Origin of the sequence: Pseudaeromonas aegiceratis (assembly GCF_046254905.1) — a bacterium.
Classification (GTDB): Bacteria; Pseudomonadota; Gammaproteobacteria; order Enterobacterales; family Aeromonadaceae; genus Pseudaeromonas; species Pseudaeromonas aegiceratis.
In genome coordinates, this window is the sequence record NZ_CP158016.1 from 229,709 (window position 1) to 250,000 (window position 20,292).

The window sequence follows — 20,292 nt, forward strand, 5'->3', positions numbered from 1 at the left end:
TCCCCTTGTCGTGGTCGGACGTCGGACATGACACTTGCGCTTCAATTAGCCCTGTATATACTCACAGTTATCTGTATATAAAAACAGGCGATTGCTGATGAAACTTCTCACCCCGCGCCAGAGCCAGGTTCTGGATCTCATCAAGGAGTACATGCAGGAGACCGGCATGCCCCCCACCCGGGCGGAGATCGCCGCCCGCCTGGGCTTCAAGTCCGCCAATGCGGCGGAGGAGCACCTCAAGGCCCTGGCCCGCAAGGGGGTGATCCACATCATGCCTGGCACCTCCCGCGGCATCCAGCTGGTGCAGAATGAGAGCGCCGAGGAAGAGGAGAGCGGCCTGCCCCTCATCGGCAAGGTGGCGGCCGGCGAGCCCATACTGGCGGCCGAGCATGTGGAGACCCATTACCAGGTGGATCCTGGGCTGTTTCACCCCAGGGCCGACTTCCTGCTGCGGGTGCAGGGCATGAGCATGAAGGACATCGGCATCATGGATGGCGACCTGCTGGCGGTGCACAAGACGGAGCAGGCGCGCAACGGTCAGGTGGTGGTGGCCCGGGTGGGCGAGGAGGAGGTGACGGTCAAGCGCTTCCAGCGCCAGGGCAATACCGTGCTGCTGCTGCCGGAGAACGAGGAACTCAGCCCCATCAAGGTGGACTTGAGCTGCCAGCAGCTGCACATCGAGGGGCTGGCGGTGGGTGTCATCCGCAACGCCGACTGGTTCTGATCGGCGGCTAACCGGCGGTCTGGGGCTGGGCGCCGGCATAACCTAGCTGGCGCCAGCTCTCGTAGACCATCACAGCCACCGCGTTGGACAGGTTCATGCTGCGGCTGCCCGGCACCATGGGCAGTCGCAGGCGCTGCGCCGGCGGCAGGGATTCGATCACTTCCATGGGCAGACCCCGGGTCTCTGGGCCGAACAGCAGCACATCCCCCGCCGCAAACTGCACCTCGCTGGGGATGGCCCGGCCCTTGGTGGTACAGGCAAACACCCGGGCGTCCGGCAGGCCGGCCAGGCAGCTGGCCAGATCCGGATGGCGGCGCACCTCGGCAAACTCGTGATAATCCAGCCCGGCCCGGCGCACCCGCTTGTCGTCCCAGGCAAAGCCCAGGGGCTCGATGAGGTGCAGCTTGTAGCCGGTGTTGGCACACAGGCGGATGATGTTGCCTGTGTTGGGCGGTATCTCGGGTTGGAACAGCACTATGTGTAGCATCATGACTCCTTGCGCCGAGGGGGCGGCGGCCCGCTAGTGTAACGGGATTTTCGTCCCGGGCCAGCCCAGGGGCGGCTTTATATGCCGGGAGCGGGCGGTTATCATAGGCCCCCTGTAAGGATGCGGCCAGGGGCCGCCTGTCGAGGAAGACCATTGATCCAGCAACGCTATTATCGACTGGCCACCTTCGCCGGGGTGGCGGCGACCGTGACGGCCACCCTGCTCATCATCGGCAAGCTCACCGCCTGGCTGGCCACCGGCTCCTCCAGTCTGCTGGCCTCCCTCACCGACTCCCTGATGGATGTGAGCGCCTCCTTGATCAACCTGCTGGCCATCCGCTATGCCCTGATCCCGGCGGATGACGACCACAAGTTCGGCCATGGCAAGGCCGAATCCCTGGCCAGTCTGGCCCAGTCGGCTTTCATCACTGGGTCGGCCCTGGTGCTCATCATGCACGGGATTGGTGCCGTGGCGGATCCGGTGCCGTTACAGCGGCCCGGCATCGGTATCTGGGTCACGGTGGGGTCCCTCATCCTGACCCTGGTGCTGGTGACCTTCCAAAGTTATGTGGTCAAGGTCACCGGCAGCCAGGCGGTGAAGGCCGACGCCCTGCACTATCGCTCGGATCTGCTGCTCAACGGCGCCGTGCTGCTGGCCCTGCTGCTCTCCATGCAGGGGTTCCACATGGCCGATGGCCTGTTCGCCATCCTGCTGGGCTTCTACATACTGTGGAGCGCCCTGCGGATTGGCTACGAGGCCATTCAGACCCTGCTGGATCGGGAGCTGCCGGAGGAGGAGTGCCAGCAGATCCTGGAGATCTGCAAGAGCGTGCCCGGCGTGCATGGCATCCACGATCTGCGGACCCGGCAGTCCGGACCGGTGCGCTTCATTCAGCTGCACCTGGAGCTGGATGACAGCATGCCCCTGGTGCGGGCACACGCCATCGCCGATCGGGCGGAGGCCCGTTTGCGCCTGGCTTTCCCCATTGCCGATATCATCATTCATATGGACCCTCTTTCTGCCCTGACTCAGGAACAGAGTGACAGGACGCCGGCCGATATTTCTCCTCAGGAGTGACGCATGAGTTGCATCAAAGAGTCCACCTGGCAACAGATCCGGGCCGAGGCGGCCAACATGGCCGCCGATGAGCCGCTGCTGGCCAGCTTCTACCATTCCACCATCTTGAATCACCACAGCCTGCAGTCGGCCCTGAGCTTCCAGTTGGCCCACAAGCTGGGGAGCGCCACCATGCCGGCCATGGCCCTGCGGGAGATCATCGAGCTGGCGTTCAAGTCTGAGCCGACCATCCTGGATGCGGTGGCGGCGGATATCTGCGCGGTCAAGGATCGGGATCCGGCGGTGGATTACTACTCCACGCCGCTGCTCTACCTCAAGGGCTTCCACGCCCTGGAGGCCTACCGGGTCGGTCACTGGCTGTGGAACCAGGGGCGGCGGGCACTGGCCACCTATCTGCAGAACCAGATCTCTGTGGTGTTCGGGGTGGATATCCATCCGGCGGCCAAGATTGGTCGCGGCATCATGCTGGATCATGCCACCGGCATCGTAGTGGGGCAGACGGCGGTGGTGGAGAACGATGTCTCCATCCTGCAGAACGTCACCCTGGGGGGCACCGGCAAGGAGCACGGCGATCGCCATCCCAAGATCCGCGAGGGGGTGATGATAGGTGCCGGCGCCAAGGTGCTGGGCAACATAGAGGTGGGGGCGGGGGCCAAGATCGGCGCCGGCAGCGTGGTGCTCAATCCGGTGCCGGCCCACACCACAGTGGTGGGGGTGCCAGCCAAGGAGGTGGGCCATCCCCAATGTGACAAGCCCTCGCTCAACATGGATCAGGGCATCTGATTGGCCAAGAAGCCGACAGTCGCACCCCGGGTGGGCGGGAGAGGGCCCGCTTGCCTTGTTGCACCGGGGTCGGGCAGGTATGCTGGTGACGCGCCATTTTAGGCCCCGTGTGCGGGGGCCAGCCACGAGATACTAGGGTATGACTATGTCGTTAGAAATGTTGGAACAACTGGAAGCCAAGGTGCAGAGCGCCGTGGACAACCTGGCCCTGCAGAAGATGGAGCTCGAGGAGCTCAAGCTGGAGAACCAGCGCCTCAAGGACGAGAATCAGCAGCTGCGCAACGATCACCAGGCCTGGCAGGAGCGCCTGCGGGCCCTGCTGGGCAAGATGGACCAGATGGAAGAAGCCGTCTAAGTCCGCTTGGGGTGCAGCAACAAAAAACGCCGGTCATGACCGGCGTTTTTTATGGCTGACCCTTAGTCCAGATCCAGGGGTTCCGGCGAGAGGATGATGCCGGTGGTGTCGGCATACAGGTGATCCTCCGGCAGGAAGGTGACGCCGCCGAAGTTCACCGGCAGATCCGTATCCCCCGTGTCTTCGTCATCGGCGCCCACCGGGATGGCGGCCAGGGCTTGCAGGCCCAGATCCAGCTCGGCCAGGGCATCCACCTCCCGCACGCTGCCGTAGCAGACGATGCCTTCCCAGCCGTTGTCGGCGGCGGTGGCGGCCAGTTCGGCGTCGATCAGGGCGCGGCGCAGGGAGCCACCACCGTCGATCAGCAATACCCGACCCTCACCGGGTTCTTTCACCAGCTCACGCACCAGGCCATTGGCTTCGAAGCATTTGACGGTGGTGATGACGCCGCCGAAGGAGGGGCGACCGCCGAAGGTGGTGAACATGGGTTCGACCACGTCGACCATGTCGGCATAGGTATCGCAAAGTTCTGAGGTGTTGTATTCCATGCTGTTTTCACCGCGGGTGGCTGCAGGAGGCATCAGTATAAGTAGCCCGGCTGGTAAATAAAACCAAAATCCGGGCAACTTGGGATCCGAAGGGGCGGCGGCCACCGCCGACGGGGAGGATCAGAGGATGAAGCGGCTCAGATCCTCGTCTTCGATCAGCTGGCCCAGGTGGGCGTTGACGTAGTCGGCGTCGATGCGGTGGCAATGACCCGCCTGATCCGCCGCCTCGAAGGAGATCTGCTCCATCAGCTTTTCCATCACGGTATGCAGGCGGCGGGCACCGATATTCTCGGTGCGCTCGTTCACCTGCCAGGCGGCCTCGGCGATGCGGCGGATGCCGTCGCTGGTGAACTCCACGTCCACCCGCTCGGTGGCCATCAGGGCTCGGTACTGCTCGGTCAGGGAGGCATTGGGCTCGGTGAGGATGCGCTCGAAGTCATCTGTGCTGAGGGCCCCCAGCTCCACCCGGATGGGCAGCCGGCCCTGCAGCTCGGGGATGAGATCCGAGGGCTTGGCGATCTGGAAGGCGCCGGAGGCGATGAACAGGATATGGTCGGTGCGCACCATGCCGTGCTTGGTGGTGACGGTACAGCCTTCCACCAGCGGCAGCAGATCCCGCTGCACCCCCTCCCGGGAGACATCGGGGCCGCTGCTCTCGCCGCGCTTGCAGATCTTGTCCACCTCGTCGATGAAGACGATGCCGTTGTTCTCCACCGCGGCGATGGCCTGGGTCTTCAGCTCCTCGGGGTTCACCAGCTTGGCGGCCTCCTCCTCGGTGAGCTGCTTCATGGCGTCCTTGACCTTCACCTTGCGGCTCTTCTTCTGGCCCTGGCCCAGGTTCTGGAACAGGCCCTGCAGCTGCTGGGTCATCTCCTCCATGCCGGGCGGGGCCATGATCTCCACCCCCATCTGCGGGGCGGCCAGCTCGATGTCGATCTCCTTGTCGTCCAGCTCCCCCTCCCGCAGCTTCTTGCGGAAGATCTGCCGGGTGTGGTTGTTGCTGTCGCTCTTCTCCGTCTGGCCCCAGCCATCCCGCGGCGGCGGCAACAAGGCGTCCAGGATCCGCTCCTCGGCGGCCTCTTCGGCCCGCACCTGGAACTTGGCCATCTGCTGCTCCCGGGTCATCTTCACCGCCATGTCGGTGAGATCCCGGATGATGGAGTCCACCTCCTTGCCCACGTAGCCCACCTCGGTGAACTTGGTGGCTTCCACCTTGATGAAGGGGGCGTTGGCCAGCTTGGCCAGACGACGGGCGATCTCGGTCTTGCCCACCCCGGTGGGGCCTATCATCAGGATGTTCTTGGGGGAGACCTCGTGGCGCAGATCGTCGGTCAGCTGCATGCGGCGCCAGCGGTTGCGCAGGGCGATGGCCACGGCACGCTTGGCATCGGCCTGGCCTATGATGTGGCGATCCAGTTCGTGGACTATTTCGCGGGGGGTCATTTCGGACATAGGGAACTCCTTGCTCAGGCGGAATAGTCCAGCACTTCGATGGTCTGGAAGCTGTTGGTGAAGACGCAGATGTCACCGGCGATGGTCAGCGCCTTCTCGACGATGCTCTTGGCATCCAGCTCGGTGTTTTCCAGCAGGGCCCGGGCGGCGGCCTGGGCGAAGTTGCCGCCGGAGCCCATGGCGATGAGATCCTGCTCCGGCTGCACCACGTCACCGTTGCCAGTGATGATGAAGGACTTGCTGGCATCGGCCACCGCCAGCATGGCCTCCAGCCGGCGCAGGGCGCGGTCGGTGCGCCACTCCTTGGCCAGGGAGACGGCGGCGCGCTCCAGGTTGCCCTGGTGGGCCTGCAGCTTGGCTTCGAAACGTTCCAACAGGGTGAAGGCATCGGCGGTGCCGCCGGCAAACCCGGCCAGTACCTTGCCGTTGTAGAGTCGGTGTACCTTGCGGGCATTGCCTTTCATCACGGTGTTGCCGAGGGAGACTTGGCCATCCCCGCCGAGCACCACCTGACCGTTGCGGCGTACAGAAACTATGGTTGTCACGTTGGACCTCGCTTGGCAGGACCGGCCGCGGCCGGTCAGTAGGGTATGCCAAGGAGGATGGGGATGGGGGGAGGGCTTTTCAAGGCTACCAGAGCCAGATGCCACACTCCTGCACCACCTTGGCGTTGCGCAAGGTGTTCATGTCGGTCTGGGCGGCGCGGCGGCCCTTGTAGGGGCCCAGCACCACCCGGTACCAGGTGCCGTTCTGGCCATCGGTGCGCTTCACCTGGGCGCTGATGCCGGCGGCCAGGGCGATCTTCACCTTCATCTCATTGGCCTGATCGGCGCTCCTGAACGAGCCGCACTGCATCTGGTACTGAGGCTCTGGCTTGGCGGGGTCCTCCGGCTTGGGTTCCGGCAGATCCACCTTGACCTCCTTGTTCTCCAGGAGGGTCATGTAGTCGAACTTTTCCTTGGCCGGCCGCTGCTCCTCGATGGGCTTAGGCTTGGGCTGCGGCTTGGCCTGGGGGGCGGGGGCCGCCGGTGCCGGGGCGTTGTCCTTGATGCTGTAGAGGAAGAAGCCAAAGCCCAACAACAGGGCGGTGACCAGGATGCCCCGCAACCAGGGGATGCGGCGTGCCGGAGCCGCCCGCCGTGGGGCGGCGCGGCTGGTGGTGCTGCGTTTGCGTTTGGCCGGGCGGCTGCGGACGTAATCCCGATTCATGGGTTACATGCGCTCCAGCACCTTGATGCCCAGCAGGGCCAGGCCCTGCTGCAGCACCTTGGCGGTGGCCTGACACAGGGTCAGGCGGCTGGCCTTGAGCTGGCTGCTGACCCCCTCCTTGTTGATGGGGCAGGCTTCGTAGAAGCTCATGAACAGGCCGGACAGCTCGTACAGGTAGAGGCACATCAGGTGCGGCATGCCCTTGGCGGCCACGCCTTGCACCGTCTCGTTGAACTTCAGCAGCTTGTTGGCCAGGGCCTCCTCGGCGGCCTCTTCCAGCGTCACAGGCCCGCAGGTCAGCTCACCGGCGCGGCGGAAGATGGACTGGATCCGGGTGTAGGCATACTGCAGGTAGGGGGCCGTGTTGCCCTCGAAGGCCAGCATGTTGTCCCAGTCGAAGATGTAGTCCGTGGTGCGGTTCTTGGACAGATCCGCGTACTTCACCGCGCCTATGGCCACGGCGTGCACCACCTCGGCCTGTTCGGCGTCGGACAGGTCGCTCTCCCGCTGGGCCATCAGGTCGCTGGCGCGCTGTTCGGCTTCATCCAGCAGATCGGCCAGCTTGACGGTGCCGCCGGTGCGGGTCTTGAACGGCTTGCCGTCCTTGCCCAGCATCATGCCGAAGGCGTGGTGCTCCAGGGAGACGGCTTCCGGCACATAGCCGGCCTTGCGGGCTATGGTCCAGGCCTGCAGCAGGTGCTGATGCTGGCGGGAGTCGATGAAGTAGAGCACCCGGTCGGCCCCCAGGGTCTCGACCCGGTACTTGGCACAGGCGATGTCGGTGGTGGTGTAGAGGAAGCCGCCATCCTTCTTCTGGACTATGACCCCCATGGCCTCGCCATCCTTGCCCTTGAACTCGTCCAGGTAGACCACCATGGCACCGTCGTCCTCCACCGCCAGGCCCTGGGCCTGCAGATCGGCGACTATCTTGGGCAACATGGGGTTGTACAGGCTCTCGCCCATGACGTTGGCGGTGGACAGGGAGACCCCCAGGCGATCGTAGATGCGCTGGTTCTGCTCCATGGTGATGTCCACCAGCTGGCGCCACAGGGTGCGGCAATGGTCGTCGCCGCCTTGCAGCTTCACCACGTAACCCCGGGCGCGCTCGGCGAATACCTCGTCGGCGTCGTAGCGCTGCTTGGCTTCGCGGTAGAAGGCCTCCAGATCCGCCAGGGCCATGGCGCCGCTCTCGCTCTCTTCCTGCAGATTTTCCAGGTAGGCGATGAGCATGCCGAACTGGGTGCCCCAGTCACCCACGTGGTTGGCGCGGATCACCTTGTGCCCCAGGAATTCCAGGGTGCGCACCACGGCGTCGCCGATGACGGTTGAGCGGATATGGTGCACCGCCATCTCCTTGGCCACGTTGGGGGCCGAGTAGTCCACGACGATGGTCTGGGCCGGTTCGGCCGCCTTGACCCCCAGCATGGCGTCCTGGCTCAGGGCGTCGATCTGCCGGGCCAGCCACTGGGCATCCAGATAGAAGTTGATGAAGCCGGGACCGGCGATCTCCACCTTGGCCACCCGTTCGGAGGCGGGCAGGTGGGCTATGATGGCCTCGGCCAGGGCGCGGGGCGGCTTGCCGGCGGGCTTGGCCAGCAGCATGGCCAGGTTGGTGGCCAGATCGCCGTGAGCCTTATCCTTGGTGTTGTCTACCTGAATGCGCGGCGCGACCTCGGCCGGGACCAGGCCATCGGCCTGCAGGCGGGACACGGTTGCTTCAAGTAGTTGCTGAATATGCTCTTTCATCTCTGACCATCCAAAATGCCAAACACGCTGGGCAAGGGCCTGAACGTGGAAAACGTATCGGTAGGCCCCTTGCAGGGGGGCAAATTTTACCCGGAATAGGCCGGGCTGACTACCCTGGCGGGCTAGAACAGCTCCTGGGGATCCACATCCAGGGACCAGCGCACCCGCTGGGCGCAGGGCAATGCCTCCACCTCAGGCAGCAGCCGGTTTAGCAGCCGGGCCAGCATGGGGCGCTGGGCGGCCTGCAACAGCAGCTGCAGCCGGTATTTGCCGGCCCGCCGGGCCATGGGGGCGCTCACCGGCCCTATCATCTGCACGCCCCCCAGCTGCGAGCGCAACAGGCTGCCCAGCTCCTGCATGAAGGCGTCCACCTGGGGCTTCTGGGTGGCCTCGGCGCGGATCAGGGCCTGATGGGCGAAGGGCGGCAGCCCCATCAGCTTGCGATCCTGCAGGGCGGTGCGGGCGAAGTGGCCGTAGCCGTTGTGGATGAGATCCTGCAGCAGCAGGTGCTCCGGGTGGTGGCTCTGCAGTATCACCCGGCCCGGCTTGCTGGCGCGACCGGCCCGTCCCGCCACCTGGGTGTAGAGCTGGGCCAGCCGCTCGGTGGCGCGAAAGTCCGCCGAGAAGAGGGCGCCGTCCACGTCCAGCAGCCCCACCAGGGTGACGTCCGGGAAGTGGTGGCCCTTGGCCAGCATCTGGGTGCCGATGAGGATGCGGTACTTGCCGTCGCGGATGCCGTCCAGGTGGGCCTCCAGCTCCCCCTTGCGCCGGGTGCTGTCCCGGTCGATGCGGATGAGCGGGTACTGGGGGAACTGCTGGCTCAGGTGCTGTTCCAGCTGCTCGGTGCCCACGCCGGTGCCGACGAGCTCATGGCTGCCGCACTGGGGGCAGGCTGGGGGGATGGGCCGCTGGCTGTCGCAGTGGTGGCAGTGCAGCCGGCGGCTGCTCTGGTGCAGTGTGTAGTAGGCGTCGCAGCGGTGGCAGGCGGCGATCCAGCCGCACTGGTGGCACAGCAAGGCCTGGGCGTAGCCGCGGCGGTTGAGAAACAGCAGCACCTGGTTGCCGGCGGCCAGCTCTGCCTGCATCAGCTGCAGCAGCTGGGGCGAGACCCCGGCCTGCAGCTGCAGGTGCTTGACGTCGATGACCCACTGGCCGGCCATCTGGGCGCCGCCGGCCCGCTGGGTGAGCTGCAGGTGCTGATACTTGCCGCTTTGGGCGTTGTGCAGCGTCTCCAGGGAGGGGGTGGCGCTGCCCAGCAGTATGGGCACCTGCTCCAGGCGGGCGCGCATGATGGCCAGATCCCGGCCGTGGTAGCGAAAGCCGTCCTGCTGCTTGAAGGAGGCGTCGTGCTCCTCGTCCACCAGAATGAGCCCCAGATCGGCGAAGGGGGTGAACAGGGCGGAGCGGGTGCCGATGAGGATGGCGGCCTCCCCGGCCTGGCAGGCCAGCCAGGTCTCCAGCCGCTCGGTGTCGTTCATGCCCGAATGCAGGGTCAGGATGGGGGCATGAAAGCGGCGGCGAAAGCGCTTGAGGGTCTGGGGGGTGAGGCCGATCTCCGGCACCAGCACCAGCACCTGCTGACCCCGGGCCAGCACGGGGGCGATGAGCTGCAGGTAGATCTCCGTCTTGCCCGAGCCCGTCACCCCTTCCAGCAGGGCGGCATGAAAGCCGCTGTGCTGGGCAAACTGACTGAGCACCAGGGCCTGTTCGCTGTTGAGCCGCGGCTGGTCATCCTCGTGGATGAGCAGGGTCTCCCGCCAGTCCTGGGTCAACTGGTGGCCGTCCAGGGGCTCGATCCAGCCCTTGTCGGCCATGGCCTGCAGCACGGCGCCGCTGAGGCCCTGTTCCCGCAGCTCGGCGGCGGGCAGGGGGCCGTCGCACAGCAACTGCCAGGCCAGCTGCTGGCGAGGCGAGCGTTTGAGGCGCTCCAGGGTCAGCGACTGCCCCGCTTCGGTGAGTTGCCAGTAATCCAGCGGCCGGCGCTCCGCCGCCTCCCCCTGGCGCAACAGCACGGGCCAGGCGTGGTGCCACACCTCCCCCAGGGGGTGCTGGTAGTAGTTAGCCGCCCAGCCGAGCAACTGGCGCAGGGCCTCCGGCTGCAGGGGCGCCGTGTCCAGCACCTGGCTCACCGGCTTGAGGCGGCTCAACGGCAGCTCGCTGTCCGTGGGCAGCTCACACACCACCCCCACCAGCTCCCGCCGGCCGAAGGGCACCCGTACCCGACAGCCGATGGCCGGCAGGGGCTGGGGGGCCAGATAGTCGAACTGGCGGCGCAACGGCAGGGGCAGGGCGATACGCACCAGGCCCAGCGGGGTGGGAGCTGTCACTAAGATTGCCTGTTTTTTCTGCATGCGCTCTTGCGAGCGGAGGGATCGATCCTATATTATTCGCACCCTCAAAAACATCCGATCCATCACTACGTGTGGTGTCTGGCGTCAGGCCCGATAGCGACACGGCCTACTAACGAGGTTTTCCATGAAACAAGGTATTCACCCGGAATACACCGAGATCACTGCCAAGTGCTCTTGCGGCAACGTGATCAAGACCCACTCCACCTGTGGTCACGATCTGAACCTGGACGTTTGCTCCGAATGTCACCCCTTCTACACCGGTAAGCAGAAGGTTCTGGACACCGGCGGCCGTATCGAACGCTTCAACAAGCGCTTCAACGTACTGGGTACCAAGAAGTAAGACTTCTGACCGGTTTCGAAAAAGACGCCCCACGGGGCGTCTTTTTTTATGCTTGGCGATCAGCCTGGTTCCCGGGGCTGACGGCGGTGGGCGGCCGGTTGGTAGGCCTGGGCGCGAGCCACCCAGGCATCGAAGCTGGTGAGCAGGCGGCCTAGGCGCGCGGCGTCGGGCTGCCACTGATCCAGCAGGTGGGCGGCCGCCTCGAAGGTGGAGAGACCGCCAGGTACCGAACTCTTGCGGATGAGGTAGCGCCCGGCGGGCAGCGGATCCAGGCTCAGCCTTGGCAGCGCCAGCAGGGCCGGGGCGCTGTGCAGCAGCCGGTAGCTCTTGCGCCAGGTGGCATCCAGCAACAGCAGGGTGGGCCTTGTCCCTGGCCGCCATTGGGCGTGGGCCTGGGGCGCCGTGACCGCCGATCCCCCCGGATAGGCCAGCCAGCACTGGCGGCCGGGATCCGCCAGCAGGGCCTGTAGCTGGGGGTGCTGGGCGAAGTCTTCGGCCACCCAGACCTGGCAGTCCGGCACGCAGGCCTGCAGCAGGCCGACGCTGCCCTTGGCCCGGCCCTGTTCCTGGGGATGTTGCAGCACCACCAGTTCCAAGGGGCTGGCCACCGGCTGGGCCAGGGCACAGAGGCAGCGGGCCAGGGGGAGATGGCATTGGGGGCAGCTTGGGCGGCGTGTGGCTGTATGGCGAATAGACATATTTTTTATAAGTGGATTCGGATGACCCTTGTGTGGGTGGGAAAGGCCATTAATATCTCGGCTTCTGGCCGGCAAGTGCCAACGTTATTGCCCCTTAACGTCTTTGTACAGGATGGTCCCCATGACCGATTTTCGTCAACAAGCCCTTGATTATCACGCCTTTCCCCAGGCCGGTAAGATTGCCGTCAGCCTGACCAAGCCGGCCCAGACCGCGCGGGATCTGGCCCTGGCCTACAGCCCGGGCGTGGCCGAGCCGGTGCGGGAGATCGCCGCCGATCCCGAGTCGGCCTACCGCTACACCGCCAAGGGCAACCTGGTGGCGGTGATCACCAACGGCACCGCCATCCTGGGGCTGGGCAATCTGGGGCCTCTGGCCTCCAAGCCGGTGATGGAGGGCAAGGCCCTGCTGTTCAAGCGCTTCGCCAACATAGATGCCATCGACATCGAGGTGCAGCATACGGACAACGACGACTTTGTGCGCACAGTGGCCAATATCGCCGGCACCTTCGGCGGCATCAACCTGGAGGACATCAAGGCCCCCGAGTGCTTCGACATCGAAGCGCGGCTCATCGAGCTGTGCGATATCCCAGTGTTCCATGACGATCAGCACGGTACCGCCATTGTCACCGCCGCCGGCCTGCTCAACGCCCTGGCGCTGCAGGGCAAGGAACTGACCGCAGCGCGGATCGTCTGCCTGGGGGCTGGGGCGGCGGCGGTGGCCTGCATGGAGCTGCTCATCGCCTGCGGCGCCCGTCGCGAGCAGATCTTCATGCTGGATCGCAACGGCGTCATCCGCTCCGATCGGGGGGAGCTCAACGCCTTCAAGCGGCGCTTCGTCAACGATGCCGGCGCGCGCAATCTGGACGAGGCCATCGAGGGAGCCGATGTGTTCCTCGGGGTCTCCGGCGCCAACCTGCTGAGCGAGGCGCAGATACAGCGCATGGCGCCCAAGCCCGTGATCTTCGCCTGCTCCAACCCGGATCCCGAGATCCGGCCCGAGCTGGTGCGGACGGTGCGGCCCGACGCCATCATGGGCACAGGGCGCTCCGATTACCCCAACCAGGTGAACAACGTGCTCTGCTTCCCCTTCCTGTTTCGCGGTGCCCTGGACGTGCGGGCCCGGCGCATCGATCTGGGGATGAAGCTGGCGGCGGTGGAGGCCATCCGCGCCCTGGCCCACGAGCCGGTACCCGCCGAGGTGCTCGCTGCCGCCGGGGTGACGAGCCTGGCCTTTGGCCCGGACTATGTGCTGCCCAAGCCCATGGATCCGCGCCTGCTGCTGCGGGTGGCCCGGGCCGTGGCCTGCGCGGCCATTGAGTCCGGGGTGGCTCGCCTGCCGCTGCCGGCGGGCTATATGCTCTGAGTTCGGACTCGTTCAACCAACAAAGAAGGCGCCATCAGGGCGCCTTCTTGCGTTGCGGACCGGCGGGTTACATCTGGCTTTGCAGGTAGTTTTGCAGGCCGACGTGATCGATGAGCCGCAGCTGCTTCTCCAGCCAGTAGGCGTGGTCGATTTCGGTGTCTTCCAGCTGCTTGGCCAGGATGGCGCGGCTCTGGTAGTCCTGCTCGGCTTCGCACAGGGCGATGGCCTGCTTGAGGGCGGAGTCCACCTCATATTCCAGGGCCAGATCGTTCTTCAGCATGGATGGCACATCCTTGCCGATGTGCAGGGGCTTGCGCACCGTCATCACAGGGGTGCCTTCGAGGAACAGGATGCGCTCGATCAGGGCGGCGGCATGACCCTTCTCTTCCTCACTCTCGTGGGAGATGCGTTCGAACAGCTTGTGGTAGCCCCAATCTAGGTACATCTGGGAGTGAATGAAGTACTGGTCGATGGCGGAGAGCTCACCGGCCAATAGCTCGTTCAGGCAGGCGATGACGTTGTCTTTTCCTTTCATGGCGGCTCCTTAGATCATGCTTTGCAGGTAGTTGGCGAGCCCGGTCTGCTCGATGAGGCTGGCCTGGGTTTCCAGCCAATCCAGGTATTCCTCTTCCTCTTCCAGCTGCTCGGCCAGCAGGTCGCGGCTGACGTAGTCCTGGCTGCCTTCGCACAGGGCGATGGCGTCCTTCAGCTGGCCAATGGTGGCGTGCTGCAGCTCGGTGTCGCAATTAAGCATCTCTTGCGGGGTTTCGCCGATGCGCAGGTGATCCAGCCGTTGCAGATTGGGGAAGCCCTCCAGAAACAGCACCCGCTCGATGAGTTCGTCCGCCTGCTTCATGTCCTTGATGGACTTCTTGTAGGCCTTCTCGTTGAGCTGGTTCAGTCCCTGGTGCTTGAGCATGCGGGCGTGAAGAAAGTATTGGTTGATGGAGGTCAGCTCGCTGGTTAGCACCCGGTTGAGCATGGCGATGACCTGTTTGTCTCCCTGCATGGGCATCTCCTTGATATAGAGGGGGTAGTCGTTTACTACCATAGGGGATTGACCCCATAAAGATAGCTGTTTTTTGCTCTTTTCTGCCTAAATTGCCGGCAACCCCTTGCGAGATGAGCTAGTGATAATTATTATCAAGTGATAATGATTATCAGGACACTCACCATGTACGTCTGTCTCTGTCTGGGGATCACCGATAAAGAGGTGCAACAGGCCATCGCCGAAGGGGCACACAGCCTGAGCGCCTTGCGCCTCAAGCTGGGGGTGGGGGGCGAGTGCGGCCGCTGCCGCCGGGCGCTGCGGGAACAGCTGCATGGTCACGGTATCCTGGCGGCCTCGGCCCAGGGCAACGGCCAGGTGATCGGCATCCGCGAGCGGTTGCTGGAGCCCAAGCGCGTCGCCTGAGCACAGTCTATTGAGATCGCACAGGGGCCGTCCAACAGGACGGCCCCTTTGTCTTTGGGCCTAGCGGCGGGTCAGGTAGACGCCGCACTCGGCGTGGTGGGTATAGGGGAACTGATCGAACAGGGCGAAGCGGGCGATAGTGTGGGTCTGGCTCAGGGTCTGCAGGTTGTCCAGCAGGGTCTCCGGGTTGCAGGAGATATAGAGGATGCGCTCGTAGCCCTGCACCATGGCCAGGGTGGCCGGATCCAGGCCTGCGCGGGGCGGATCCACGAAGATGGTGTTGCACTCGTAGCCCGCCAGATCGATGTCGGCCAGGCGGCGGAACTGGCGTTCGCCGCGGATGGCCTGGGTGAACTCCTCGGCGGACATCCGCAAGATCTGCACGTTGTCGATGGCGTTGGCCTGGATGTTGTACTGGGCGGACTCCACCGAGGGCTTGGCGATCTCGGTGGCCAGCACCCGGCGGAAGTTGCGCGCCAGGGCCAACGAGAAGTTGCCGTTGCCGCAATACAGCTCTAGCAGATCCCCCTGGGCGCCTTGGGTCACGTCCAGCGCCCATTCCAGCATCTGCTGGTTCATGCCGCCGTTGGGCTGGGTGAAGCTGTTTTCCACCTGCATGTAGGTCAGCTCCCGGCCGGCCACCTGCAGCCGCTCCAGCACGTACTCCCGCTCCTGCACCCGCTTCTGCTTGTGGGCGCGACCTATGATGTCCACCGTGAAGCCTTCCGCCCGCAGCTGGGCGCGTAGGGCCGCGGCCTCGGCCTGCCAGGCATCGTCCAGCTGGCGATGGTAGAGCAGGCTGATGAGGGCCTCGCCGCTCAGGGTGGTGAGAAAGTCTACCTGGAACAGTTTATGGCGCAGTGTCCGGCTGGGGCGGGCGGCGTCCAGCACCTTGGGCATCAGGGCGTTGATGAGCTTGCTGGCCGCCGGAAACGCATCCACCCGGATGCGCTGGCGGGTCTGGCTGTCGAACATGATGTAGTAGAGGTCATCCCCCTCATGCCAGAGGCGAAACTCGGCGCGCAGCCGGTAATGCCGCGGCTCGGAGGCGTGCACTTCCAGCGCCGGGGCGGCCAGGGAGGCAAAGCGTTGGCGCAGGGCCGCGGCCTTGCTGGCCAGTTGTGACTCATACTCTTGGCTGTCCCACTGGGGCTGGCTCATGGAAAAAACCTCTTGGCGGCAGAAAAGGGTGCCGATTTTAAGGCCGGTGACGGGATTGTCCAGCCATTGTGCTCAAGTTATGCGCAGGGCGGCCGATAGCAGACGTAAGCCCACAGTGTTCCGGTGGCGTGGAGGCAATATGAAACTTCAGACATTGAACGAGTCCCAGCTCCAGGGGCTCAAGCAAAAGAGCAGTGCCCAGGGCGGCAAGGAGCTGGCCCCCGGTCAGGCCAAGAAGGCGGCCGATGAGGACTCCGTCTCCTTCTCCACCCCGGTGCGGGTGGGGGGCATGGTGCTGCGGGTCTCTCTGGAGCGCTACCTGCAGATCGACGGCCAGTCCTATGTGGCCGGCAAGGAGGAGCAGACCGACGCGTCCGATGAGGAGTCATCGGACAATCCGCTGGGCTTTGATTACGAGTCGGTGGCGGACAACGTCATGGCCTTCGTCAGCAATGCCATTCGCTACAAGCAGGCCGACGGCGCCGATGAAGCCAAGTTGCAGGAGATGCTGGCCCAGGCGCGCAAGGGCATCGACATGGGCTTCGATGCGGCGCGCCAGCAGCTGGGGGATCTGCTGGATCAATACCCGGACGTCAACGACGGCATCGACAAGAGCTATGAGCTGTTGCAAAGCCGGATGGACGAGTTCGAGAAGTCCCTGTTTGGTCAGGATGAGACCGAAACGACTGACGACAGTGCCACCGAGCAGACCGAGGCCAGCCAGGCCACCGGCGCCGTGGGCACCTTGCAGTTTCGGCAGCGTCAGTCATTGAGCGTCGAGCTCACCACCAAGGATGGCGACAAGGTGACGGTGGCGTTTGACGATCAGCAGCAGTGGCGCCTGCAGTCCGGCGGCCTGGGCCTGAGTGAAGGGCAGAAGCGCAAGGCCCTGGCGGCCTATGGCGAACCGCCCCGCGCCGACGTGGCCGAGGCCCGTCGGGCCCAGCCCCAGAGCGGCGATGGCCAGTATTACTACGGGCGGACCACCTCGTTCAGCTTCTCCGTCTCCGGCGAGCAGGATCAGCAGGAGCTGGGGGCCATCGGCGATCTGCTGGGGCAGATTGCCGATCTGTCGGACAGCTTCTTCGGCGGCGATCTGCAGGCGGCTCAGGACAAGGCGGCCGAGCTGAACTGGGACGATCAGACCCTGGTAAGCGCCACCACCAACCTCAAGCAGCAGCAGAGTGCCCAGCTGGCCAAGCGCTATGGCAGCGATGCCCCCAGTTTGGAGGAGACGCTGGGGCCCCTGGCCGACTACCTGGGCCGCATGGAACAGATGCTGCAAAACGCCAATACGCTGTTTGATCGCCCGACCCAGGATCAGGCCACCCAATGGGTGCTGGGTCAGCAGCAGGGGCTCGATGGTAGCGCCCTGCAGGATGCGACCGACTCCTTCACCTCGTATAACGATCGGCTGCATCAGGCGTTGAGCCTGCTGGGCTGATGCTCACCCTTCTGCCGCCTGGGCGCCGGGCGGCGGAAGTGGTTGACTCTATTGCTCGGTTATTTCGAGCCCCCGTCTATACTCCCCCGGATGACTTGCCTATAATCGCCGCCACTCTGGTGCCATGACTTAAAAGGGAATCCGGTGAGACTCCGGAGCTGGCGCGCAGCGGTATGGAGGAACGAACGCGACAGGAGTTGCCACTCAGGCACTGCCGTAAGGCGGGAAGCCGTCGCCTAGGCCCATCTTGATTTTCTTAGCCTCCAAGCCCGAAGACCTGCCAGAGCCGGTGACCGGATTGCCCGGTCTGTACTCATTCGTTAGATACTACGCGAACTAGGGATCTAAGCATGATTCGATACGCTCTGGTGGCCAGCTGGCTGCCGGTGGCGGCGTTTGCTGCCGCTTCCACCGATGACGTCTATGTCATCACCGCCAACCAATTTTCCCAACCCGTGGCCTCTGTGCTGGCCCCCGTCTCCGTGGTGACCCGTGAAGAGATAGCGCGGCTGCAGCTCAAGACGGTGACCGAGGTGTTGCGCACCCTGCCCGGGGTGGAGATCAGCAGCACAGGTGGCCGGGGACAAAACGCCACTGCGCTGGTGCGCGGTGCCACTTCTTCCCAGACCCTGATCCTGATCGATGGCGTCCGTCTGGGCAGCGCGGCCCGGGGATCGGTCAACCTCAATGGCTTGCCACTGACCCAGGTGGAGCGGATTGAATATATCCGTGGTGCCCGGGCCTCCATCTATGGTTCGGATGCCATCGGCGGCGTGGTGAACCTGATCACCCGACCTGACATGGGCCAGAGCCAGAGCCAACTGCATGCCGGCATCGCCTCCCATGGCAGCCAGGCGCTGGATGGCAGCAGCAGCCTGAGCCTGGGCGAACACAGTCAGCTGAAACTGGCTGCGGGTTACGAAGATCAGGATGGCTACAACGTGCATCCCATCGCCGGTCTCAATGACGGTGACGAGCATGGGTTCACCGGCAAGAACGGCATGGTGGATTACCAGTGGCAGGCCAACGAGGCCTGGTTGCTGGGGGCCACCGCCCGCTCCTATCAGAGCACCAGCCAATATGATGGCTCTTACGCCAGCTACAGCTATCACGAGCGGGACGAGACCTGGAACCAGGATAATAGCTTTCGTCTGAGTGCCGCCTATCAGGGGGCCGCGCTGCAATCCCAGTGGCTGGCCAATTACGGCCGCACCCGCAGCTATGACTATGCCGATACCCAGAGTCGGGATGATGCGACCACCCATTCCGTCATCGAGGAGACGCAACTGAGCTGGCTGAACCAGCTGGATCTGGGGCAGGGCTGGGGGCTGGGCGCCGGGGTGGAATGGCGCAAGGAAACCCTGCTAGGCGAGTCTGAATCCTATGGTTCGGCCTATGGGGATGATGATATCAACCGGGAGAACACCGGGGCCTACTTGCTGGGGCAATATACCGGCGAGCAACTCAGCGCCGAGCTGAGCGGTCGTAGCGACGACAACCAGCAGTATGGGCGCCACAACACCTGGCAGGCGGGGGCGGGCTGGACCCTGCTCCCCGGCTATCGCATCAGCGCCCGCCACGGCACCGCCTTCCATGCGCCGACCTTTATCGACCTCTATTACCCAGGCTCCGCCAATCCGGATCTGGCACCGGAAACCTCGCGCAATAGCGAGCTGGCGTTCGAAGGCCTGACCGGTCCGGCGCTGTGGCGGGTGACCGCCTACCGCAACCGGATCAACCAGCTGATCCAGTGGGCGGAAAACGACAGCGGCAACTGGGTGCCCTCCAACGTTGGCCGGGCACGCATCCAGGGGATCGAGCTGGAGGCCGAGTTCGACACCGGCTTCGTCAGCCACCGTCTGAGCGCCGACTTCAAGGACCCCAAGGATCTGGATAGCGATAGCCAGCTGATCCGCCGTGCCAAACGCAACTACAAGTGGGTGGCACAAGGGCAGTGGCAACAGCTCGACGGCGGTTTGACCTGGTTGTACCAAGGCCAGCGTCTGGACAGCGATGGCTCCACCCTGGGAGGCTACAGCCTGTGGGATCTGTCCCTGGGCTATCAGCTGACCTCCGCCATCAAGGTGCAGGGCCGGGTGGAAAACCTGCTGGACAAGCATTACGAGATCGCCAGCGGCTATGTTCCCCCGGAGCGGGGCTACTACCTGGATCTGACCTACAAGATGTAGGGTGAAGGGGCCGCGAGGCCCCTTTTTTCATCTGCCTGCCCACTGGCCGGGATCCGGCACGAGGCGTATCATCTGCGCCGACAAAGGGGGCATCAGGTGAGCAAGACGGTATTGGTATTTGATTCCGGGGTGGGAGGCTTATCCATCTACGAGCCCATTCGCCAGCAATTGCCGGGACTCAACTTTCTTTATGTCTTTGATAACGAGTGTTTTCCCTATGGCGAGCTGAGTGAGAGTCGCCTGGTGGAGCGTTGTTGCCAGGTGATTGCCGCCGTGCTGATGCGTCATCCGGTGGATCTGGTGGTCATTGCCTGCAACACCGCCAGCACCCATGTGCTGCCTAGCCTGCGCCAGATGCTGACCATCCCTGTGGTGGGGGTGGTGCCGGCCATCAAACCGGCTGCCGGCGCCACCCGTAATGGGTGCATCGGCCTGCTGGCCACGCCGGGCACCGTCGCCCGCTCCTACACCCACCGCCTGATACAGGAGTTTGCCGCGCATCGGCAGGTGCTGTTGTGCGGCACCACAGAGCTGGTGGTACAGGCCGAGCGCAAGTTGATGGGGTTAGCCGTGGAAATGCCGGTGTTGGCTGAGGTGCTGGCGCCCTGGCAGCAGGGAGCGCTCAGGCCGGACACCCTGGTGCTGGGGTGCACCCATTTCCCCTTGCTCAAGGAAGAGATAGCGAGGCTGTTGCCCGACGCTCTGCTGGTGGACTCAGGCGATGCCGTGGCCAAGCGGGTGATGCACCTCTTGGGTTCACAGCCTGAGACGGAACAGAACAAAACATCGCGGGCTTACTGCACCCGCGATGATGATAAGGCGGCCCGCTTGCGGCCCACCTTGCAGACATATGGCTTCGAGAGCCTGACCTGTCTGACGTGTTAGTTGGAGACGGATTCGGAAAATTCTGACGCGCTCTCCTTCTTTTCATTGGCTTCCCGCACCTTCAGG

At 64.3% G+C, this 20,292-nt stretch carries 22 protein-coding genes and 1 riboswitch (1 of these 23 running past the window's edge); of the genes, 10 read left to right on the top strand and 12 right to left on the bottom strand.

Translation table 11 applies throughout. The features are described 5' to 3' along the window. Positions 1-97 precede the first annotated feature (97 nt). Positions 98-724 (top strand): transcriptional repressor LexA, encoded by a 627-nt coding sequence (gene lexA, locus ABHF91_RS01065; RefSeq protein WP_409421663.1) that lies wholly within the window; start codon positions 98-100, stop codon positions 722-724. A 7-nt stretch (positions 725-731) separates the two neighbouring features. Here lexA and trmL read toward each other — a convergent pair whose 3' ends face one another. Beyond that, a complete protein-coding gene (trmL, locus tag ABHF91_RS01070; RefSeq protein ID WP_409423067.1) occupies positions 732-1,211 on the bottom strand; it encodes a tRNA (uridine(34)/cytosine(34)/5-carboxymethylaminomethyluridine(34)-2'-O)-methyltransferase TrmL in 480 nt (159 codons plus the stop codon). Positions 1,212-1,367: 156 nt separating this feature from the next. Here trmL and ABHF91_RS01075 point away from each other — a divergent pair, with 156 nt between their 5' ends. The 3 genes from ABHF91_RS01075 to ABHF91_RS01085 all read left to right on the top strand — a co-directional run bounded on the left by ABHF91_RS01075 (position 1,368) and on the right by ABHF91_RS01085 (position 3,426). After that, positions 1,368-2,288: a cation diffusion facilitator family transporter gene (locus ABHF91_RS01075; protein WP_409423068.1), complete on the top strand. Its 921-nt coding sequence runs from the start codon at positions 1,368-1,370 to the stop codon at positions 2,286-2,288. A gap of 3 nt (positions 2,289-2,291) precedes the next feature. Further along, positions 2,292-3,071, top strand: coding sequence for a serine O-acetyltransferase (cysE, locus tag ABHF91_RS01080; protein ID WP_409421664.1), 780 nt, complete (start codon positions 2,292-2,294; stop codon positions 3,069-3,071). Between the two features lie 145 nt (positions 3,072-3,216). Then, positions 3,217-3,426, top strand: coding sequence for a cell division protein ZapB (locus ABHF91_RS01085; RefSeq protein ID WP_345014832.1), 210 nt, complete (start codon positions 3,217-3,219; stop codon positions 3,424-3,426). 62 nt (positions 3,427-3,488) lie between these two features. Here ABHF91_RS01085 and rraA read toward each other — a convergent pair whose 3' ends face one another. The 6 genes from rraA to priA form a co-directional block, all read right to left on the bottom strand. Beyond that, positions 3,489-3,974 (bottom strand): ribonuclease E activity regulator RraA, encoded by a 486-nt coding sequence (gene rraA, locus ABHF91_RS01090; protein WP_409421665.1) that lies wholly within the window; start codon positions 3,972-3,974, stop codon positions 3,489-3,491. Positions 3,975-4,094: 120 nt separating this feature from the next. Beyond that, entirely contained in the window at positions 4,095-5,426 is a 1,332-nt protein-coding gene (hslU, locus tag ABHF91_RS01095) for an HslU--HslV peptidase ATPase subunit (RefSeq protein WP_409421666.1), read from the bottom strand. Between the two features lie 14 nt (positions 5,427-5,440). Beyond that, entirely contained in the window at positions 5,441-5,971 is a 531-nt protein-coding gene (gene hslV, locus ABHF91_RS01100) for an ATP-dependent protease subunit HslV (RefSeq protein ID WP_409421667.1), read from the bottom strand. Between the two features lie 85 nt (positions 5,972-6,056). Next, on the bottom strand, positions 6,057-6,635 hold the full coding sequence (locus ABHF91_RS01105; RefSeq protein ID WP_409421668.1) for an SPOR domain-containing protein: 579 nt from the start codon (positions 6,633-6,635) through the stop codon (positions 6,057-6,059). 3 nt (positions 6,636-6,638) lie between these two features. Beyond that, complete coding sequence (argS, locus tag ABHF91_RS01110; protein WP_409421669.1) at positions 6,639-8,381, bottom strand: arginine--tRNA ligase; 1,743 nt, start codon at positions 8,379-8,381, stop codon at positions 6,639-6,641. Positions 8,382-8,503: 122 nt separating this feature from the next. After that, positions 8,504-10,732 (bottom strand): primosomal protein N', encoded by a 2,229-nt coding sequence (gene priA, locus ABHF91_RS01115; protein WP_409421670.1) that lies wholly within the window; start codon positions 10,730-10,732, stop codon positions 8,504-8,506. Positions 10,733-10,856: 124 nt separating this feature from the next. Here priA and rpmE point away from each other — a divergent pair, with 124 nt between their 5' ends. After that, positions 10,857-11,072, top strand: coding sequence for a 50S ribosomal protein L31 (gene rpmE / locus ABHF91_RS01120; protein ID WP_409421671.1), 216 nt, complete (start codon positions 10,857-10,859; stop codon positions 11,070-11,072). 59 nt (positions 11,073-11,131) lie between these two features. Here the strand turns inward: rpmE and ABHF91_RS01125 are convergent, their stop codons facing one another. Next, entirely contained in the window at positions 11,132-11,770 is a 639-nt protein-coding gene (locus ABHF91_RS01125; protein WP_409421672.1) for a tRNA-uridine aminocarboxypropyltransferase, read from the bottom strand. 121 nt (positions 11,771-11,891) lie between these two features. Here ABHF91_RS01125 and ABHF91_RS01130 point away from each other — a divergent pair, with 121 nt between their 5' ends. After that, positions 11,892-13,133 (top strand): malic enzyme-like NAD(P)-binding protein, encoded by a 1,242-nt coding sequence (locus ABHF91_RS01130; protein ID WP_409421673.1) that lies wholly within the window; start codon positions 11,892-11,894, stop codon positions 13,131-13,133. A 67-nt stretch (positions 13,134-13,200) separates the two neighbouring features. Here the strand turns inward: ABHF91_RS01130 and bfr (ABHF91_RS01135) are convergent, their stop codons facing one another. Then, on the bottom strand, positions 13,201-13,668 hold the full coding sequence (bfr, locus tag ABHF91_RS01135) for a bacterioferritin (RefSeq protein ID WP_409421674.1): 468 nt from the start codon (positions 13,666-13,668) through the stop codon (positions 13,201-13,203). Positions 13,669-13,677: 9 nt separating this feature from the next. Further along, complete coding sequence (bfr, locus tag ABHF91_RS01140; RefSeq protein WP_409421675.1) at positions 13,678-14,142, bottom strand: bacterioferritin; 465 nt, start codon at positions 14,140-14,142, stop codon at positions 13,678-13,680. Positions 14,143-14,307: 165 nt separating this feature from the next. Here bfr (ABHF91_RS01140) and ABHF91_RS01145 point away from each other — a divergent pair, with 165 nt between their 5' ends. Then, on the top strand, positions 14,308-14,547 hold the full coding sequence (locus tag ABHF91_RS01145; protein ID WP_409421676.1) for a bacterioferritin-associated ferredoxin: 240 nt from the start codon (positions 14,308-14,310) through the stop codon (positions 14,545-14,547). 60 nt (positions 14,548-14,607) lie between these two features. Here ABHF91_RS01145 and trmA read toward each other — a convergent pair whose 3' ends face one another. Beyond that, positions 14,608-15,708, bottom strand: a complete 1,101-nt coding sequence (gene trmA, locus ABHF91_RS01150; RefSeq protein ID WP_409421677.1) for a tRNA (uridine(54)-C5)-methyltransferase TrmA — start codon at positions 15,706-15,708, stop codon at positions 14,608-14,610. A 139-nt stretch (positions 15,709-15,847) separates the two neighbouring features. Here trmA and ABHF91_RS01155 point away from each other — a divergent pair, with 139 nt between their 5' ends. The 3 genes from ABHF91_RS01155 (at position 15,848) to murI (ending at position 20,226) form a co-directional block, all read left to right on the top strand. Beyond that, positions 15,848-17,152: a DUF5610 domain-containing protein gene (locus ABHF91_RS01155; protein ID WP_409421678.1), complete on the top strand. Its 1,305-nt coding sequence runs from the start codon at positions 15,848-15,850 to the stop codon at positions 17,150-17,152. A gap of 100 nt (positions 17,153-17,252) precedes the next feature. After that, positions 17,253-17,452, top strand: a riboswitch (cobalamin riboswitch). A gap of 50 nt (positions 17,453-17,502) precedes the next feature. Beyond that, positions 17,503-19,341, top strand: coding sequence for a TonB-dependent receptor domain-containing protein (locus ABHF91_RS01160; protein ID WP_409421679.1), 1,839 nt, complete (start codon positions 17,503-17,505; stop codon positions 19,339-19,341). A gap of 96 nt (positions 19,342-19,437) precedes the next feature. Then, positions 19,438-20,226, top strand: coding sequence for a glutamate racemase (murI, locus tag ABHF91_RS01165; RefSeq protein ID WP_409421680.1), 789 nt, complete (start codon positions 19,438-19,440; stop codon positions 20,224-20,226). On the opposite strand, the gene ABHF91_RS01170 is transcribed toward murI, so the two are convergent. Then, on the bottom strand, positions 20,223-20,292 hold the 3' portion of the coding sequence (locus ABHF91_RS01170) for an RNA recognition motif domain-containing protein (RefSeq protein WP_409421681.1). 470 nt of this gene lie beyond the right edge of the window; the window shows 70 of its 540 coding nt (coding positions 471-540); the start codon falls outside the window, past its right edge; the stop codon is at positions 20,223-20,225. The genes murI and ABHF91_RS01170 overlap by 4 nt on opposite strands.

Excerpts from the sequence above, each read along its gene's own strand:
- lexA (WP_409421663.1), top strand. The coding sequence starts at position 98 with ATGAAACTTCTCACCCCGCGCCAGAGCCAGGTTCTGGATCTCATCAAG.
- trmL (WP_409423067.1), bottom strand. The coding sequence starts at position 1,211 with ATGCTACACATAGTGCTGTTCCAACCCGAGATACCGCCCAACACAGGC.
- cysE (WP_409421664.1), top strand. The coding sequence starts at position 2,292 with ATGAGTTGCATCAAAGAGTCCACCTGGCAACAGATCCGGGCCGAGGCG.
- ABHF91_RS01085 (WP_345014832.1), top strand. The coding sequence starts at position 3,217 with ATGTCGTTAGAAATGTTGGAACAACTGGAAGCCAAGGTGCAGAGCGCC.
- rraA (WP_409421665.1), bottom strand. The coding sequence starts at position 3,974 with ATGGAATACAACACCTCAGAACTTTGCGATACCTATGCCGACATGGTC.
- hslU (WP_409421666.1), bottom strand. The coding sequence starts at position 5,426 with ATGTCCGAAATGACCCCCCGCGAAATAGTCCACGAACTGGATCGCCAC.
- ABHF91_RS01105 (WP_409421668.1), bottom strand. The coding sequence starts at position 6,635 with ATGAATCGGGATTACGTCCGCAGCCGCCCGGCCAAACGCAAACGCAGC.
- argS (WP_409421669.1), bottom strand. The coding sequence starts at position 8,381 with ATGAAAGAGCATATTCAGCAACTACTTGAAGCAACCGTGTCCCGCCTG.
- priA (WP_409421670.1), bottom strand. The coding sequence starts at position 10,732 with ATGCAGAAAAAACAGGCAATCTTAGTGACAGCTCCCACCCCGCTGGGC.
- rpmE (WP_409421671.1), top strand. The coding sequence starts at position 10,857 with ATGAAACAAGGTATTCACCCGGAATACACCGAGATCACTGCCAAGTGC.
- ABHF91_RS01125 (WP_409421672.1), bottom strand. The coding sequence starts at position 11,770 with ATGTCTATTCGCCATACAGCCACACGCCGCCCAAGCTGCCCCCAATGC.
- ABHF91_RS01130 (WP_409421673.1), top strand. The coding sequence starts at position 11,892 with ATGACCGATTTTCGTCAACAAGCCCTTGATTATCACGCCTTTCCCCAG.
- bfr (WP_409421674.1), bottom strand. The coding sequence starts at position 13,668 with ATGAAAGGAAAAGACAACGTCATCGCCTGCCTGAACGAGCTATTGGCC.
- bfr (WP_409421675.1), bottom strand. The coding sequence starts at position 14,142 with ATGCAGGGAGACAAACAGGTCATCGCCATGCTCAACCGGGTGCTAACC.
- ABHF91_RS01145 (WP_409421676.1), top strand. The coding sequence starts at position 14,308 with ATGTACGTCTGTCTCTGTCTGGGGATCACCGATAAAGAGGTGCAACAG.
- trmA (WP_409421677.1), bottom strand. The coding sequence starts at position 15,708 with ATGAGCCAGCCCCAGTGGGACAGCCAAGAGTATGAGTCACAACTGGCC.
- ABHF91_RS01155 (WP_409421678.1), top strand. The coding sequence starts at position 15,848 with ATGAAACTTCAGACATTGAACGAGTCCCAGCTCCAGGGGCTCAAGCAA.
- ABHF91_RS01160 (WP_409421679.1), top strand. The coding sequence starts at position 17,503 with ATGATTCGATACGCTCTGGTGGCCAGCTGGCTGCCGGTGGCGGCGTTT.